The organism is Edaphobacter sp. FHG110511_03 (assembly GCF_059115365.1).
Map to the genome: position 1 here is coordinate 1 of NZ_JBZYWL010000005.1, position 16,928 is coordinate 16,928.

The following is a 16,928-nucleotide window of genomic DNA, read 5'->3' on the forward strand; positions in this document are numbered from 1 at the left end:
GCCTTGAATACGCTCACAAACTACAACAACCGTCTCGCTGATACAGAGATTGATTATCCTGTTGTGCAACTTGAGCTCGAGACTTTTGCTAATCAATAATCTGCCTTGAACCCTAATTTACACTCACCGATTACTATTTTTGGTGGACGTAACTGAGCGTCGTAAATCAGCCGCTTCCGCTGGTCTCAATTAACGTGACGCGACGATCGCACCCAGTCTGGATATGCTTCATCATTTCGTCTCTCAGAGACCGAAATGATGAAGCACCACATGGCTACTCTGCGGTGCCAGTAGCCATGGTCTCACGGCGGCGGTGTGTTTTTGCACGAGGTCCTGAAGCAGGCCGTGCCTTCTCTTCAAATAATCCGAACTCTTGCGGAGACCCACACCTTTCCCTGGCTATCTTCCAACAAATAAGGATTTCAGCGGGAGATTTGTTGCTGCAAATCAGAGGCCCGTATCTCTATCAAAGTAAAAATGTCCATAGTCGTCGTGCAGTAGACGTACTCGGGTTTTCCATAAAGATTGTCGACTGTCCATCTTTGTGGCGGATTTGGATGAACGTTTCAGACGACTTCATCTACTTAGACGGCAAAATACACAATCCGACTTTTGTTTAATCTTCCAGCCTGTTCAATGCCAGGTTATCTTACTTTGCTCACTACGATTGTCGAGGCCATCCCCGCACGCCTGAGGCGGCGTCATGGATGCCGGATAGCCGACTTATCACTGTCCGGGAAAGCAACTTCTTCAGTGGAGGTCGTCGTCGTGCCAAATTGTGGATTTAAGTAATGATCAAAGAATGCGAGTTGTTTTTGCCAAGCATCAAGGCGATGGCCCGGCTGCGCAAAGCCGTGCAATTCGTTTGGATATGTAAAGTAATAATACGTTTTGTGATGCTGGCGAAGGGCTTCCGCGAACCGGGCTGACTCGGCCGGAGGTACCTGCGGGTCATTCTCGCCATGCATGATCAGTATGGGAGCTTTTACGTTATTGATTGCCAGCAGAATATTCGCTTTTTGATACAGTTCAAGTTTTTCGCTAGGAGTTCCGCCCATCTTCATCATCCAACGAATCGACGAAGCATGATTTGTTCGGTATACAAAGAGTTCGCGGTCGACAACGCCATACAATTCGGCAGCCGCCGCAAACACTTCGGGGTAGCGCGTGACTGCATAGGCCACCATTGTTCCGCCATGGCTTCCTCCCCCAATACCTATTCTCGTTGCGTCTGCTAACCCTCTCGTGATGAGGTACTGCGCACCGGCCGCAACGTCATCAACCTCACCGCCATTCGAATCTTCAACATTCAAGTTACGGAAAGCTTCTCCATAACCGCTGCTGCCTCGGTAGTTTGGTTCGAGTACAACATAGCCAGCTTGAGCGAGATACTGTGCCCACACATCGGAACGATAGCCGTCTTGTCCTTCCGGACCACCGTGGATCCAAAGTATTGCCGGTTTTGTCCGTCTCTCCTTACTTGGCGGTTGATAGAGAAGTCCGGCGATCTCGCGTCCATCCTTGCTCTTCCAGGTGACGCGTTCTGGAACCTGTGCAGCGGCTGCGTAGTTTATTGGAGTGGTATGTGTGAGAGCGACAGGCTTCGCAGATGAACGAACCTCCTGCATCAGGAGATCAGTGGTTTCAAGGGGAGATTGGTGATCGAACAGCACATGAGTGTTGTCCGGTGACCATTGCGGCCGAGAAGAGAGGCCGGGCGTCTCAAATGTGGTGAGTCGTCTCGATGCCCCACCTTTCCCCGGAATTAGCCAGAGGTCATTCGCCTCAAGCAATCCTCTGTTCGAGACGAACACGATGAATCGTCCATCTGGAGAGAATGCTGGATCCTCATCTTCAAAGTCTCCGGTCGTGATCTGCTTAGGATCACCGCCATCTGCAGAAAGTAGGTAGAGGTGATTCCAGCCAGAGTTCTGCAACACAGTGACAAGCGTTTGACCGTCAGGCGACCACTCTGCTCCACGAATGGACCATCCCCCACCCCGATCTACGGGAGCCTCATAGAGACGGTTTGGCTTTCCGACAACTTGGCCCGAGCGAGGATCAAAGTGCAACAGTTGCAGGCGCCCGCTAAAGTAGGACGACTCGCGGGTCACATAGACGATCCGCTCTCCCCCAGGAGACCACTTTCCTTCTGCCGATTCCTCATTGGGGGCGGTTAGAGCGCTAGTCACCGCTCCGTCTGCGCTGACAACGTACAAGCCGTTTGTTCCAGAGCGGCCACTCTGAAATAGAATCCAGCGTCCTTTTGGTGACCACTGAGGAGCCCGATCCGCGGCTTGTCGAGGGTCCCCAGAGCCAGCAGGAGCGTTGGTCAGTCTCTTTGGAGCTCCTCCGGCAACTGCAACTGCCCATATACTTCCCTGACTCGCATAGGCCAACTGCGTGCCGTCTGGAGACCAGGAGAGCCCCATTTTGCCTCCTTGAGTACTAGTGAGCAGAACAGGCCATCCACCAGCGGTGGATAAAAGATCAATCTGCCCCGCTCTCACAAAAGCAACGGTCTTGCCATCAGGAGAGAGGGCTGTCTCGCCAATTGGCTCTGCGGACAATAGGTCTTGCAGAGTCAGGCGAGCCTGGGCCAACGCTGCCCCGTGGAGTATCAGGAAGGCGATCGATAGAACCTGCGACACAACAATAGATCGGCGACGAAATAATTTCATATCAATGTAACTCCACTATCTGGGTAGGCTAAAAGTGGTACCTGAGGCTGAACTGTGCCGAGCGGGGCGTTTGGAGATTCTGTAACGAGCCAAAGGTGCTCGAACTGGCGTTGGTCCCATTGACGAACTGTTGACCCGCGCCACGATTCGTAACGTTGTAGATGTTGACGGAAGCCTCGACCGATTGCCGGTCTGTGATTGGAAATTCACGCCCCAACAAGGTGTTCCATTGCACCAGCCAAGGAGTGAAGATCTGACCTGTACCGCGATCCGCAAATTTGAATCGATAGGCTACAGCCAACGGATTTGACACCGTACGTCCGTTGATAACTCGAGTCGCTGGGCCATACTGTCCGTTATATGGCTGCGTAATAACAACGGGGCCACCTGCGGTTCCAGACTGCGCCGTGAGAGTGTTTGAGAAGCGGATCTTCCACGGAGCTTTCCAGGTAACGCCAGTCCTCCATTGTTGACGCTGCCACATGCGATTTCTCGTGTCTCCCGTGTAGTCGTTGGTTACATTGCCACGGACAGAGCCTAAACCTGCATTATTCGCGAACTTCGTCGGCTCCAGGATGGCTGTTGGATCATTGGGCTGGTAGACGCCCCCGAGATGATCGGGAGAGTAACTGTAGGTGCTGAAGAGCTGAAGCTTTGACGTCTGCTTAGTAACCGTCAGCTCATATCCCTGATAGACAAACCAGTTCCACTTATTGTTGGTGACGAGATAGAAGTTATTGAATGCGGGGTTGTTCAACCCACTCCAAATGACCCCCGTACCGCTGGATATGTAGCTTTGATTTCTATCGACCAATGCTGGTCGATCGCGATATTCACGATGGATATAGCTGGCGTCGATCACCACAGCTCCCGGAAGCTGTGTGCGGTATCCCACCAGCCATTCACGAACAAATCCCTGGTGACGATCCGGATCGAAGGTGCGATCTCCACTCAGTGCCGTGCTTCCTGGCGTAACGAAGGTGACGGGGCCACTGTTGAGGAAGTACGTATCGGTCGTGGTGACCGTACTAGAACCGGCTGCCCCCAGGTAGCTTGCATTCGTAATATCCGTGATCTTGCTCCAGCTCGCACGAACAACATTCTTTTGGTTCTTCGTCAGCACAAATGCTCCGCCTACACGTGGCGCAATGTTCCATGAACGCTGGGTCGTCACTCTGAACAGCGCATCGCGCCCCGATATCCAATCTGGACGGACTCCCGCGGTGATAGACAGGCGACTGAATGGACGCCACCTATCTTGGATGTAGAAAGCATAGTCGTTCGCAGTGATATAGCGACTTACGAGGCTTGCTCGATCGACAGACTGAGTGTGGAAGATCGTATATCCCTTGCTAGGGTTGTTGGGATCATTAAGCACAGCATCCTGCTGAATGTTGTTACCTCCATCGGCGTACAACGTTGTTGTCTTGTTGCGCTCACTCGGCTCAAGATAAAATCCGCCCTGAATCTCATGGGAGCCAAATGCCTTCGGGATGTAGTAGGTAAGGTCGCCAGTAATCGTCGTCTTGTTTGCGGGATTGAGCGTTATGGAGGACAGATTATTGAGAGTCGCCAATGAAGAGCCCTGGCCGACAAGGCGGCCAGAGGAAAGGGTATTGGTCGCATAGACATCAATCTCAGGCATTGAACCAACACCGCCGATTGAATCAGCACTCAGATTGCTGCTCTTATTGTTGAAGGAGATTAGGAACCGTGTTGTCAGGTTCTGGCTCCATTGTGAAATGAGGCGTAGGCCGTATGCGCCCCCACCATATTGATTGTGAGCGATGTTGGAGGCATACCACTGATAATTTGCATCCTGTTTGCGGCTGTCATACTGAACCAGGCCCATCAGCCGATGCCGGTCCGTCAATTGAACGGATGAGTTTCCCAAAAAGATGAAGCCGCTTGAATGATTGGCGAAGGATTGAAATCCAGGGCTGATCCCGTTCAAATAGGACAATTGTGACGCAGTCTGACTGACACCATCATCTCGATTGATGTAGCGGCCTGAGGCGAAGAACCAGGCTTTTCCCTTCCTAATCGGCCCACCGAGTGCGAAGTCCGGTTGTTGAGTCGATGTGACGGCGCTTGTTCCACCGTTCGCATTGTTTGCATTTAGAGCTGACGGGCCAAATAGCCAAACCAGGCTTCCATGGTATTGGTCACTACCTGTGGGACTGGACATGTTGATAACCATTCCCATCGCAGCGGGAGACGACGCGTCATTCGCACCCGTCTTGATTTGGATGTCTCCCAAAGATTCGTTGCTGATACTGATGCCATTCGATGGCCAGTTCTGTTGAAAGCTACCAACATCCATACCATCGACTAATGTGGCATGGTTTTCGTTCTCCGATCCACGCAAAAAGTATGTTTGGCCGCCCTGAGCATCCGCTGAGGCACTTACGATGCCCGGTGTCAGTTGCAGAGAATCCGACCAATCATGTCTTCCTGTGATTGGGATATTACGGAGTAGCTCTCCACTAAGATTGACTGCCTGCTCCGCATTTTGCGTGTCGATGAGCGGAGCTTCTCCTGAGACCTCAACCGTTTGTGCTTGAGAACCGATCTTGAGCGCAATGTCTACCGTTACGTTCAGGCCCGCGCGTACGATAAGTCCGGTACGAACAGACTTTTCGAAGCCAGGATTTTCGGCTTCAACGGTATAGTCTTCGCCCGTAGGTAGTTGAATGAGTCGATAGTTCCCTTCTCCGTCGGAGGTGGCATGGAAAGATCCTCCGACGCTAGGACTGCGAGCTGTTAGCGAAACACCGACGATCGCCGCGCCTGAGCTGTCAGTCACTCGACCGTGGATCGTGCCGTCTGCGGAGGTTTGCGCCTCGCTAGAATGATGCGTAAAAACGGACAGTGCAATAACAGCTGCGAATCGAGCTACGGCGATTGTCCTTCTGCGGAAATGATTTGCAATATTCATGATGGCCTCGAGGCAAACTTTAAAGACAGGAGTTCACGAGCGCGCAGGGACGTTGGTGCCGGCGCGAACGCGTATTTTGCTTGGAGTGAGGGGAATTTAGCGAATTAGCAACAACAACGCAGAGGGGTCAACGGTAGTTTCACTAGTTATCCCCCTTTCCGCTTCCCGCAGGACGGGAGGTAGCCGCGTAGAACAGCGAATTGAAGAAGAGCTTGTAGGTCACTTCAGATTGCGCACGATACTGCGGGCGAAAGCCGAAAAGAATGACTCTGCCTTTTCCAATCGGCTCTTCCGCAAGGGCGGAATTGCCCACAAGGTACTTGCCGCCCAGAATCCAACCACTCCGCAACGGATTGTCGCTTGCGTAGCTGGCGATCGAACGCGCATCGCCGCGAACATCGAATGCTGGACTCTGCTCAAAAAAGATCGGTATCGTCGTTGGAGCTCCAAATCCGATCGGGTGAGAGGTATCGACCTTCACCTCCAGGATCGAACCCGGGATGTAGAAGTCACGATTGGTGACACCCTCAAGGACATTCTTTACCTGTGTGGAGTCTTTCGTTGCGTAGACGGTGGAGGCACGATTTAGAGTGATGATGGTGCCTCCGGTCTCGGCGAACTTGTTAAGAGCAGCAGTACCCTTTTCTCCCAGCCCGTCCTTGAACTCGGGAGGGACGGGAGGACCGCCTTCATTGCCCTCACCTCGGCCAATCGAGCCCTTTGTGATGGCAGCGGCAGAATTGTCAGGGAGAACAATGACATCGAACTTGTCGGTGAGATTGCCTTTCCGGATCTCGTCATCTACGAGACGGGTATAAGGGATTCCATTCTGATCGAAGATCCAGCGTGTCCATCCTTCGTCCATAGAAGCTACCCAGCTCTGATACAGGCCAATGCGCGGCAGCTTAACCTCGAGTCGAGATCCGGTAATGGGCGTCTTTACTGCCTCAAAGTGTATGGGCCAATGACCAGCAGCACGTGCAATCTCTTCCTGCAAGCCTGGCTGCTCCGGCAGATAAATCGTTCCCGGCGAATAAGTGCCTCCGGTCAATCGGTACGCATGGAGATTGCTCTTTAGGAGAGCAAACAATGCGTAGAGTGAACTATTCGATTTGTCATCCAGAATGTAACCGAATTCAGCCTTCCCAGCCTCTACTGTCCCGGTTGGAGAGCTGATTGTGTCGACCTGAGATGCAGTGACGTCAAACTTGTTTTTGATTGCGACAGCATTCACACCGAGCAGGAGTGGAAGTGTTTGAGCGGTGACATCATAGGGACGCTGTAAAGGTCCGCCTGGATACTCTCGGATGCTTGGGTACTCCTGCTCTTCAAGCAACGTCTTTGCGAATGCCCCGTAAGGTTGCCCCAAGATAATGATGTAACTTCCCTTTGCAAAATGGCGCTTGTCAGCATCAAAATCCGAATTCGCTCTCTGGATCTCGACCTCTCCGCGTCGCAAAATATCAAGCAAACGCGTCGTTGATGCCGGATCCAGCTGATCTGTCGGTATGACATATGCATAGGGACCACCATACTTCTGGTCGGTCGCATTCTTGAGGATCTGATAGTAGTTCAGGAGATACCGCTCGCGATTTGCAGCAACGTTATGAGCGATCGAAAAGAACGCATCCAGTTGATAGGCAACAATGTCGCCCAGCCGCCACATCCCACCCTTCCAGGGTTCCGGAAAGTTCCAGGTTCTTACCTTCGCGTCGTATCCAATTCCGCGATCAAGCTTCTCGAAAGGAACATCGATGGGTGATGCGATGTTGACGCTTGCTGACTCAGTGAGCACTCGCGCTGTACCGTGATAGGCCATGTAGTGACGGGCTGGTGACCAAAGATCATAGACTCCATGGATAAGAACACCTGACTTCCCGTTCCCCGCAATTTCAAGCGCCGTTTGAGAGCCAAGGGCATTCATCGTGCTTTCGAGTAAAGGATCAATGTTTGGATCGATGGGGTCGACCCAAGGTGGAAGGTAGATTCTCGGACCACGAGAGCCCATCTGATGAATGTCGTAGAGCACTTGTGGATGCCACGGGTTGATCACTTTATCGACCGTGAGCTGGGTTTCAACCTGAGTGAAGCCATACCAGTCACGATTGTCGTCATGCCCAACATAGTGGTGATAAACAACAACAGGAGAACTGCCTTCGTAAGGAGTTCCGAGGTACTTCTTGTACCAGTCCACCACCAGCTGCTGCCCGTCGGGATTCAACGATGGAACCAGCACGATGATGGTGTTATCAAGAATCTGTTTTATTTCAGGAGTATCCTGGGACGCCAAGCGATAGACAAATTCTGCCGCGCTTTGCGAGCTGGCAATCTCCGTCGAGTGGATGTTGCAGGTAACAATGAGTACTGCCTTTCCTTGCCTGGATAATTCTTTCGCTTGCTCCGGAGTTGTCTGACGCGAATCCGCTAGACGGTGCAAGATATTTCTGTATTCGTCCGCGTGCTGCAGGTTCTTCGGGGAGGAGATGGTGAGCGCCACGAAAGGCCGGCCCTCAGTAGTCTTTCCAAGTTCTTCATAGTGGACTCGGTTTGATTGCCGAGAGACCGTCTGAAAGTAACCAGTTAGCTGCGTCCAGTCAGCAAGCTTACGATCTGTCCCCGGTTTAAAACCAAAGGCTTCTTCCGGCGTTGTGACGTTCTGTGCAAACACAATGCCGGTCATGAGACAAACAAGCATGAATGCAGAAATACTATGACGACGCACGATAAAGATCTCCCAACTGCAATCAAGAGCTAGTTAAGGGGCACAGATGGAATCTGCACACTATCGAAGGGAATATTTAGGGGAGCGAACGAAAAGTTCTGCTTAGAAACATCGACAAGGAGAAACGGAGGTATCAGCAGCAACGCGCAAAGCATCGACTTGGGGCCACTGATAAAGCATGCAATAGATATATCAGATATCAGAATCCTGTCAAAGAAATCTTACGAATTAAATTCGCGGTGATTCAGCAACGAATCACGGACGTGTCGAATATGCTCGCGGACGGCCGCTACCGCAGCCATTTGATCATGCTCCCGCAATGCTCCCACGATGCGTCTATGTGCCTCTGGCGCCGTCCCTGACGAGATCCGATAGGTCTGGCTGCGGAAAAGCCATATTTGATTCTGAATAGTCCCGAGCATACGGTTTAGTTCGTTGTTCTCCGCTGCAGAAACGAGTATGCGATGAAAATTAGCGTCTTCATCGATATGCTGGGCCATATCGTCGACATCTAGATAAGTAATCGTTCGCTGAATACTGGTCTCAAGCGAGTCAAGCAATTGTGGAGTCACCTTTGCATTGCTCACTGCGTAGGTCTCAAGCGCTTCCCTCACGCCATAGAGATCACTTATCTCGTCGATTGAAAACTCGCGCAAATATGCGCCTCGCCTGGGCTCAATACGGATGAGTCCTTCATTCTTGAGCGCATTGAGTGCTTCGCGAATTGGCGACTTGCTAATACCGAGATCTAAGGAAAGCGATTCTTCTGTGAACCGGTGTTTTGTAAGCTTTCCTTGAAGAATTGCTTTTTTGATGTTCTGGTAAGCGAGTTCAGTCAGATTGGGTGGGATCGTTAGCTTATTCATTGTCGATAACGAAAATCTACACGTGTCCTACGATTCGGTCATTCGCACAAATTAATTCTTCCATGATCAAAGCGATTGAACACGTTCGTCTCGCTCCAGCCTCTATTGAGAGTCTCGTGGTTTCTATTCGACCATAAACTCCAGATCAACAGGGACCTGTAATGTTGTTGCCAACGCGTTGGTTTCGTTTGCCATACCAATGATGGCAGATAGCTCCGCATACTGCTCATCGGAAATTCCTTTAGCACGGGCAGCGGCGGTATGGGAATGTACACAATAACTACAGCCATTGGTCGCGGAGACGGCAATATAAATCAACTCTTTAGTCAGTGGATCGAGCGCACTAGCTTTGTACATGACTTCCTTAATGCTCGACCATGTTCGTTCGAGGAGCGCTGGCTGATTGGCAAGGGCTCTCCAGAAATTATTTACAAATTCTGACTTGCGGGTCCCACGGATATCCTCGAAGACTGCCTTTACCTGGGGATTATTCGCTACATCCTTATCTGTCCATAACTTTAGTGTGCTCATAAAAACCCTTTCAAATACTTTGTCGACAGTAACAAATTCATCTCAGGCAAACTGCCTGCTGACCTAACGAATAGGGCTAATAGTCGCCCGGCGGGCCAAACTTTCGCACAAGTTCCTCTGTGGGTTTCGACTTCCAATGGCGGTTGTAGCCATCCAGTGAGCAAAAACTTCGACTCCACATTCGGTCGATATAGAGAGTTCCTCTCAGGTGATCTATCTCATGCTGTAAAATGCGCGCGTACCATCCTTCCGCCTCTATGTTTACCGGCTCCCCAAGGTGGTCGAGAGCTTTAACAGAGACTCTTCGAGCGCGGGGCACCATTGCCATAAAACCGGGTAAGCTAAGACATCCCTCGAAAAAAGTGGCATCCAAAGGCGCCAGCAACTGGATCTCAGGGTTGACCAGGACGTGAAAAGGAATCGGCCGACGCTCGCGTTCAATGAGTTCTGCTTCCGTCAGGTTGACCTGATACTCCACTTTGTCTTCGATGACAACCAGCTGAAACGACTCTCCCACTTGGGGCGCAGCAAGCCCCACTCCGGGAGCGTCACGAACGGTCTCTCTCATGTACTCGATAAGGCCTTGGACCGATGAACTCAGGATCTGTTCCTTCGATAGTTCCTGCGCTTCCGTCCGCAAAACTGGCTCACCTACACTCACGATTTTCAAACGCAACATTTTGCTAGCTCCAGAATTTGAACCGCTTTCAGTTCAACCCTCATGTTCTTTTAACCGAGGACTTGAACTTTTATTCCCGAGAACATTCAGGCCTTGACGGTGGCCTAGGACACATATAAGGCAAGTCCGCAGAATTAGTCCTAAGGCTGTTTCGCAATGCTGTTTTCGTGCGGTTGTAGTAAGCGTGCTATATGAATCGCTCCACCCAGAAATCAGTGCTAGGTTTCCTGTGGCCGCGTCATCATCTGGGAAAAGGAAGGCCGAATGGTCCGCGCTGTCTGCGGTGGACCTGTCATCCGTGCGGCGTATAAACATCCAACGCACGTCGATTTTCGCGTGAAGACACACGAAGCAAAGATTTAGTTGCTCGCGCATGACGTAGATTTACTGCAAGAAGCGATGGTGAACGCAGGCGCAGTGCGACACCACTACACCCTGGCGTACGATCTCAGGACAGTCTACACAGCCCTTGTAGCAATGGTTATAAGGCACTTCTGCCACCTTGGGATTCTTGTGGCATTTGGTGGGTGCAATAGGAAACCTGCCCATCTCGCTTCCAATAGCTGATACATTCTTCGCAGCCGACATCAATGCAAAGATCGACCGGTTCAAGAACCACGTCGTCGGCCGTAATCTCAGGCCGGATAACGACGTCGAACAACCCCTTTTCGTAAAGGTATCGCTCGAAAGGAGTCATGCTCGCGAGATTTGCCTGATTCCACTTATCCAACCGTGGACCCGGAACAATGCCCAATCATCGCAGCGTATAGTGAAAGTTGAATCGAGATCACACATCCCAATGATCGGATCGAAGTCTCACCGCCGTTGACTTCTCCCGTAACATCGAGCCTGCCGCCAGTGCAAATTACTCGCATCACTTGCCTTCCCTCGGCCCGATCATTGCTTTTTTCGATTTCCTCGCTTTCACAGTAACGTTTAGTTGTCCCCCGTGGGTGCGAGAAGATTCTTGCGTTAGGACTGTGCGCGGCTTGCTAAAGCCTGAAGAGGCAGGACGAAGAATACTTCGTTGGCCATCGCGAGACCGTTCTCGCGCGAGAGGGCCAACTATGTAGAATCCCAGTTGTACCAGCAGGAGTGAGCAAATAAATTACATGTTCCTTGTTGTGCCTCGGCACCGACATCACCAATGCTCCTTCTTCTTCTCCCGAGGAGTCTTTTACAGAGCGAGAGTGCGTCTTCGAGCAATCGGGTAAGCTTACGTGTGAAGCGGTGGAGTTCCCCGATTCCCAACGTGATCTCGATTGTGAGTACTTGATATCTACTACCAATAAAACTTCAGGGCGAACTGGACGTCACGTGCGGGGAAGGCGCCGGAGATTTGGCCGAAGGATCCTCCGTAACTTCCGTCAGGATTGGTCACGCGATTTCCGAGAAACTGATTCGGAGCGTAGAACTGGGGATGGTTCCAGGCGTTGAACAACTCGGCGCGGAACTGCAGACGCATGGACTCGGTGAAGTGCCAGTACTTCTGCATGGCTAGATCCCAGTTCTGATATCCGGGAGAGCGGAGCTGCGAGATGTAGCGCTGCGCGTTGCCAAAGTCGAAGGGATTGGAGGGATCCTGGAAGGCAGAGACGTTGAACCAGCGATCGATGGAAGGGTTGGAGATGTGATATCCACCGACAACATTGGGACGACGATTGCCACCGAATTGCCCGAGAGTGTTGTTCGCTGTCTGGATAGAGAGCGGAAAGCCCTGTTTGAAGGTTGAGATTCCTGAGACCTGCCATCCGCCAATGACGGCGTTGACGGGCCAGCTGACACCGGAGGCTAACTTTTTGCCGCGACCGACCGGCAACTCGTAGATGTAGCTGACGACGAGGGAGTGCGGGATGTCGTTTGCATCAACCGATTTTTCAGCGGCAAGGTTGTAGTAGTTGCGGATGCTGGTGGGACCGGAGGCAGCCCAACCGTTGTTGCCGGCTACGTTGTCGATGAACTTCGAGAATGTGTAGCTGGCGAGGACGGAGAAGCCTGAGCTGAAGCGGTGCGTGTAGGTGAGCTGCAACGCGTCGTAGTACGAGTTGCCGACGAGGGCCTCCTGCTCGGCGACGCTGCAGAAGTGCGGGTAGGGGCGGAGGAGTTGCTGGCGCGGGATGGTGGGGTTCTGCAAACCGCAGCCCGTGGCGTTGATCTTTCCGTAGAAGGGATTTGGGACGAGCTGCTGGAGAGCCGCCAACCCTAGAGAGAAATACTTCGGATCGAGCTGATTCCGCTCATAGGTTCCGGCGGAGAGCTTGATGCCCCGGTTGCCGACGTAGGTGATGTCGAGGAGATCGTTGTTGCGGATGGAGTACTGGAAACCCAGCATGAACTGGTGCAGGTAAGCGGAGCCACGATCGCTGCGAACCGCGGGGACTCCTTGACCGATGTCCTGCTGATTGCCGAGAGCGCTACCCTGGGGAAGAATGATTCCGTTGGGAACGGGATTGTTGAGGGTGTTGAAGACGGAGTTGTCAGGATTGGTGCCGCGAATTGGTGTGGTCTGGGTGTAGCCGTCGGCGGGACCATTGCCGGTGTAGGACGGGATGAAGAACATGCCGTATCCGCTACGGACGACGAGCTTGGGCTTGACCTGATAGCTGAGTCCAATACGAGGGCCGAAGTTGGTGTAGGGAGCGTCGTAGAGACCGCGACGGTTTCCCCCGCCGTTGAAGACGAGGCCACCGAGAGTGGTGAGGCCGGTACCGGCTCCAATGGGATTGGTCATGTTGAAGTCAAAGTACTGCTGCTTGTTGTGTCGCTCGGTGAGTGGAGTCTGGATCTCGTAGCGCAAGCCGAAATTGAGTGTGAGACGGGGAACGACCTTCCAGTCATCCTGAACGTAGGCGCCGATGTAGTTCTTCTGGGTGGCGAGTTGCGCGTTGACTCCAGTGGCGCCGCCGTTGTCGGGAACTCCTATGAGATAAGAGGCGAAGCCGTAGCCTGTGCCCGCAGTGGTGTTGGCAGGATCGGGTCCGGCGGTGGAGGAGATGGGAAAGTTGAACTTGGTGCCGAAGACGTGTCCGCCGAGGATCTGGTTGACGACGCCCATGTAGCCAACCGTGACGGTGTGTTTGTTGAGAGTCTTGGTGAGATCGGCGGAGTAGGTGATGTAGTTGCGGGGAACGGCGTAGGAGTCCTGACCGTTGATGGCGCCCGGGCCAAGGCCGGAGTAGCTGTCGATCTTGATTTGGGGAAACTGGTTCGCAATGCCGTCGAGGCTGGCGGGCAGGCCGAGCGTGGAAGGATCGAAGTTGTCACCTTGTGTTGCTGACTGCTCGATCCAGCGGTTCATACCGGCGTTGGCGCTGAGAATGAGGGTTGGAGAGAAGACGTGGCTGAGGCCCATGTCGAAGCTCCAGCGATTGTTGGGGTTGCTGACGCCGGGGCCGCCGGGGTTTGTCGAGCCGAAGAAATCGGGCGAGTTGGTCTTGGTCTCGTTCTTATGGGAGTAGCGCGCGAACATGCGCGTGGCGTCGGTGAAGTTGTGGTCTACGCGGATCGAGTACTCGTCGGACTGCGCGGTGGCTGAGGCTGAGGCAAAGAAGTTGTTGTTGATGTTTCCATTGGTGGGGTCGGGCCAGTAGTGGCCGGCGATGATCTTGGCGGCTACGGGATCGATGCGACTGGAGAGATTGTTGCCGGGGATTGCGTCGCGAATGTAGCCGGTTTGGGTAGCCACACGGCCGGTTCGGGGGTCGACCTGGCCGGTGGTGATGCCGCGCACGGTGTAGGGATCGTAGATGGCACCGGCGTAGATGGGACGGCCGAGAGCGTCGGTGCCGAGGACCTGCGTCGTCAGAAGAGAGCTGAAGTCTCCCTTCGTGAAGGCGGCGGTGGGGACTGTCGCGGTGAGCGAGGCGGGAGTTCCCTGACGGAGACCTTCGAAGACGCCGAAAATAAAGGTCTTGTTTTTGTAAACGGGACCACCCGCGGAGACGCCGTACTGGTTGCGGTGGAAGGTGGGACGTTTTACGCCGTTTCGATTGTTGAAGTAGTTGTTGGCGTCAAGGCCGCTGTTGCGGAAGAACTCGAAGACATCACCGTGGAATCTGTTGGTGCCGGATTTGGAGACGACGTTGACAACGTTGCCGCTGGACCAGCCGTACTGTGCAGTGAAGGCGTTGGTCTGAATCTTGAACTCCTGCACGTTCTCGACTGAAGGAACGTAGACGACGCCACCCCAATCCTGCGCCGTGTTCCAGGTTCCGTCGAAGAGGTAGGCGGCGGTTCCGAAGTGTGTGCCGCCGAAGTTGAGGAAAGAGATATCCTGGTCGGCCTGCCCCGAGATGCCGTTGGCGTTGACCATCTGGGCCTGCTGCGAGTTGTTGACCGAGGAGTTGAGGGTAGCGAGACCGAAGACGTTGCGGAGATTGAGGGGAAGTTCAACGACCTGCTTCTGAGAGATGTCGGCGGAGATGTTGGCGTTGTCAGCGTTGATCAGCGGAGCTTCGCTGGTGACGACGACGTTCTGGGCGGTGCCTCCAACGGAGAGGGCAATGTCCTGATGGACGGCAGCGCCGGCAGCGAGGGGGATGCCTTTCTGGTTGTAGATCTCAAAGCCGGTGATCTCGACGGAGAGGTCGTAGTTCGCCGGGGGCAGCAGAGGGAAGGTGTAGTTTCCTGAGTCGGTGGTGGTGAAGGTTCGGGTGATTCCCTTCTCAACGGAGACGAGGGTGACCTTGGCGTGGGGAACGACGGCTCCTGAGGCGTCGGTGACGGTTCCGCTCAGGGTTGCGGTGAAGGCCTGGGTCTGTGCGTGGACTGCGGGCAAGCCCAGAAGAAGTGCGATGAAGACGACCATCACGGCCGCGATGGTTCGCGGTCTCGTGTGACAGATGGACGACCCAAAGATTGTTTGCATGTCGCTGCCTCTCCCAAAAACGACGGCGCCCGGAGTGCGCGCAGCCGTGCTTTCAGAACTCAGTTCCTGGTTGGCCGGAAAGCGTCACCACCCTAGAGGGCAAAAGAATGGACTGTCCCGGAAATTAGCCGAATGTTTACCGATGTTTGGGTGATTGAGGGAGGTGAAGATTTCATGAGGGCATAAGCTTCTATTTATCAGCGAGATGAGGGGGAGGCTCCAGTGTAAGGTGCTCTTATCGAGAGCGTTACAGAAACCGAGAATTACCAGAAATAGGAGGCTTCCATCTTTGGGGTTCCGGGCTGCCCGTCGATGATCTGGGTGCTGAGTACGATCTCGAGGTTCTTTTTGCTATCGGCGGACTGTATGGCGCGGCGGAGTTGGGCGAGATCGTCGGGATTGGTGAGGAATTCCCCGGCGGCGATCGTACCTCCGCGACCGATGCCGGCGACGATGATGCTTGGCTTGCCGGTGTTGGCGTCGGTGAAGCGGGCGACGATTCCATAGTCCAGATAGTTGTTGGTGGTCATCTGTTGGTTACGATCGACGACCCAGCCGGGGTGGGAGGGATTGTTGCCGTCGACGATGCGGAACTGGGTCATGTCGGCGTTGTTGGCGAAATGATAGCGGAGGGACTTGGTGAACCGGAGGGTCCAGGCGTTGTCGAAGGCTCCAATGAAGATGCTGGGACCGTTGCGGAGGTCGCTGAGAGTAGTGGCCTCTTCGCCCTTGAGGTGGTACTGCTTGCCGTGAGCGTGAAGAGTAGCGGCGACGCGGACGATAGTGTCGAGGTCATCGATGACGACGGCGGAAAGGTTGTCCTTTAATACGACCTTCTTGGTGGGATCGGCGGCGTCGCGAAGGGTGATGAAGGAGTACTGGTTCTGATCGGCGATGCAGAAGAGAGCGGGCTCGGGAGTTGCGAGGACGGGCGCCCAGAAGATATTGAACGGATCGGGGTGAAGGGATCGCCAGTACCAGGGCGCTCCCCAGGCGACGAGGCCGAGTGCGGCGGCGATGAGCAAGAGCCATAAAGTGCGGTGATTTCTGCGTGCGGGAGCTGTGGGGTGCGAAGACTCCTCGTGAGCGTGGACGGTGTAGACCGAGGGGGCGGGTTCGACAGCGATCGGGTCTTCAGCGGCTTGGGCGGCGTCGAGGTCACCGGGACGCGGAAGATCGTCGAGATCGACAGCGTTGGTGCCGGAGTCGCGGCGCCTTTCGGGGATGGTGTGCGATCCGGAGGAGCGAACGGCGGTGTCGGCAGTGGTGCGAAGTTCGGCTGCTGTGGCGAGCTCCATGGTGACGGAGGCGATAAGACGGTAGCCAGCTTTAGGGATGGTCTGGATGACGTAGGGAGAACGGGCGTCATCACCGAAGACATAGCGGATCTCGGAGATGCAACGGACGAGGACGTCATCGCCGACAAAGGTGTCGCGCCAGATCGCGTCGATAAGCCGCTCTTTAGAGAGGACCTCGCCGGGATGGAGGGCGAGGTGGACGAGGACTTGCATCACCTTCGGCTCGAGGTGCCAGCGCTTGCCTCCCTTTTCGACGGTGTTGATCTGCGGCTGAACCAGCCAATCATTAATTAAGAAATCACCCTGCACGCGGTTCCTCTCGACCAGTCGTCGGCTCTCTGAGTGA

8 protein-coding genes are annotated in these 16,928 nt (G+C 53.9%); all 8 read right to left on the reverse strand.

The genetic code is table 11. From position 1 onward, the window contains the following. Positions 1–701: 701 nt before the first annotated feature. Positions 702–2,681: an alpha/beta hydrolase family protein gene (locus tag AC5S26_RS19810; RefSeq protein ID WP_494186670.1), complete on the reverse strand. Its 1,980-nt coding sequence runs from the start codon at positions 2,679–2,681 to the stop codon at positions 702–704. A gap of 28 nt (positions 2,682–2,709) precedes the next feature. Beyond that, positions 2,710–5,619, reverse strand: a complete 2,910-nt coding sequence (locus AC5S26_RS19815) for an outer membrane beta-barrel protein (protein ID WP_494186671.1) — start codon at positions 5,617–5,619, stop codon at positions 2,710–2,712. Between the two features lie 142 nt (positions 5,620–5,761). Then, the gene (locus tag AC5S26_RS19820) at positions 5,762–8,341 is read right to left on the reverse strand and encodes a M14 family metallopeptidase (RefSeq protein ID WP_494186672.1); all 2,580 of its coding nucleotides are present in this window, start codon (positions 8,339–8,341) and stop codon (positions 5,762–5,764) included. Between the two features lie 221 nt (positions 8,342–8,562). After that, positions 8,563–9,207 carry a GntR family transcriptional regulator gene (locus AC5S26_RS19825; RefSeq protein ID WP_494186673.1) on the reverse strand — a complete coding sequence of 215 codons (645 nt, stop codon included), beginning with the start codon at positions 9,205–9,207 and terminating at the stop codon, positions 8,563–8,565. 123 nt (positions 9,208–9,330) lie between these two features. Continuing rightward, entirely contained in the window at positions 9,331–9,738 is a 408-nt protein-coding gene (locus AC5S26_RS19830) for a carboxymuconolactone decarboxylase family protein (RefSeq protein ID WP_494186674.1), read from the reverse strand. 76 nt (positions 9,739–9,814) lie between these two features. After that, on the reverse strand, positions 9,815–10,417 hold the full coding sequence (gene def / locus AC5S26_RS19835) for a peptide deformylase (RefSeq protein ID WP_494186675.1): 603 nt from the start codon (positions 10,415–10,417) through the stop codon (positions 9,815–9,817). 1,282 nt (positions 10,418–11,699) lie between these two features. After that, the gene (locus AC5S26_RS19840) at positions 11,700–15,284 is read right to left on the reverse strand and encodes a TonB-dependent receptor (protein ID WP_494186676.1); all 3,585 of its coding nucleotides are present in this window, start codon (positions 15,282–15,284) and stop codon (positions 11,700–11,702) included. Between the two features lie 263 nt (positions 15,285–15,547). Continuing rightward, positions 15,548–16,891 carry a winged helix-turn-helix domain-containing protein gene (locus AC5S26_RS19845; RefSeq protein WP_494186677.1) on the reverse strand — a complete coding sequence of 448 codons (1,344 nt, stop codon included), beginning with the start codon at positions 16,889–16,891 and terminating at the stop codon, positions 15,548–15,550. Positions 16,892–16,928 lie beyond the last annotated feature (37 nt).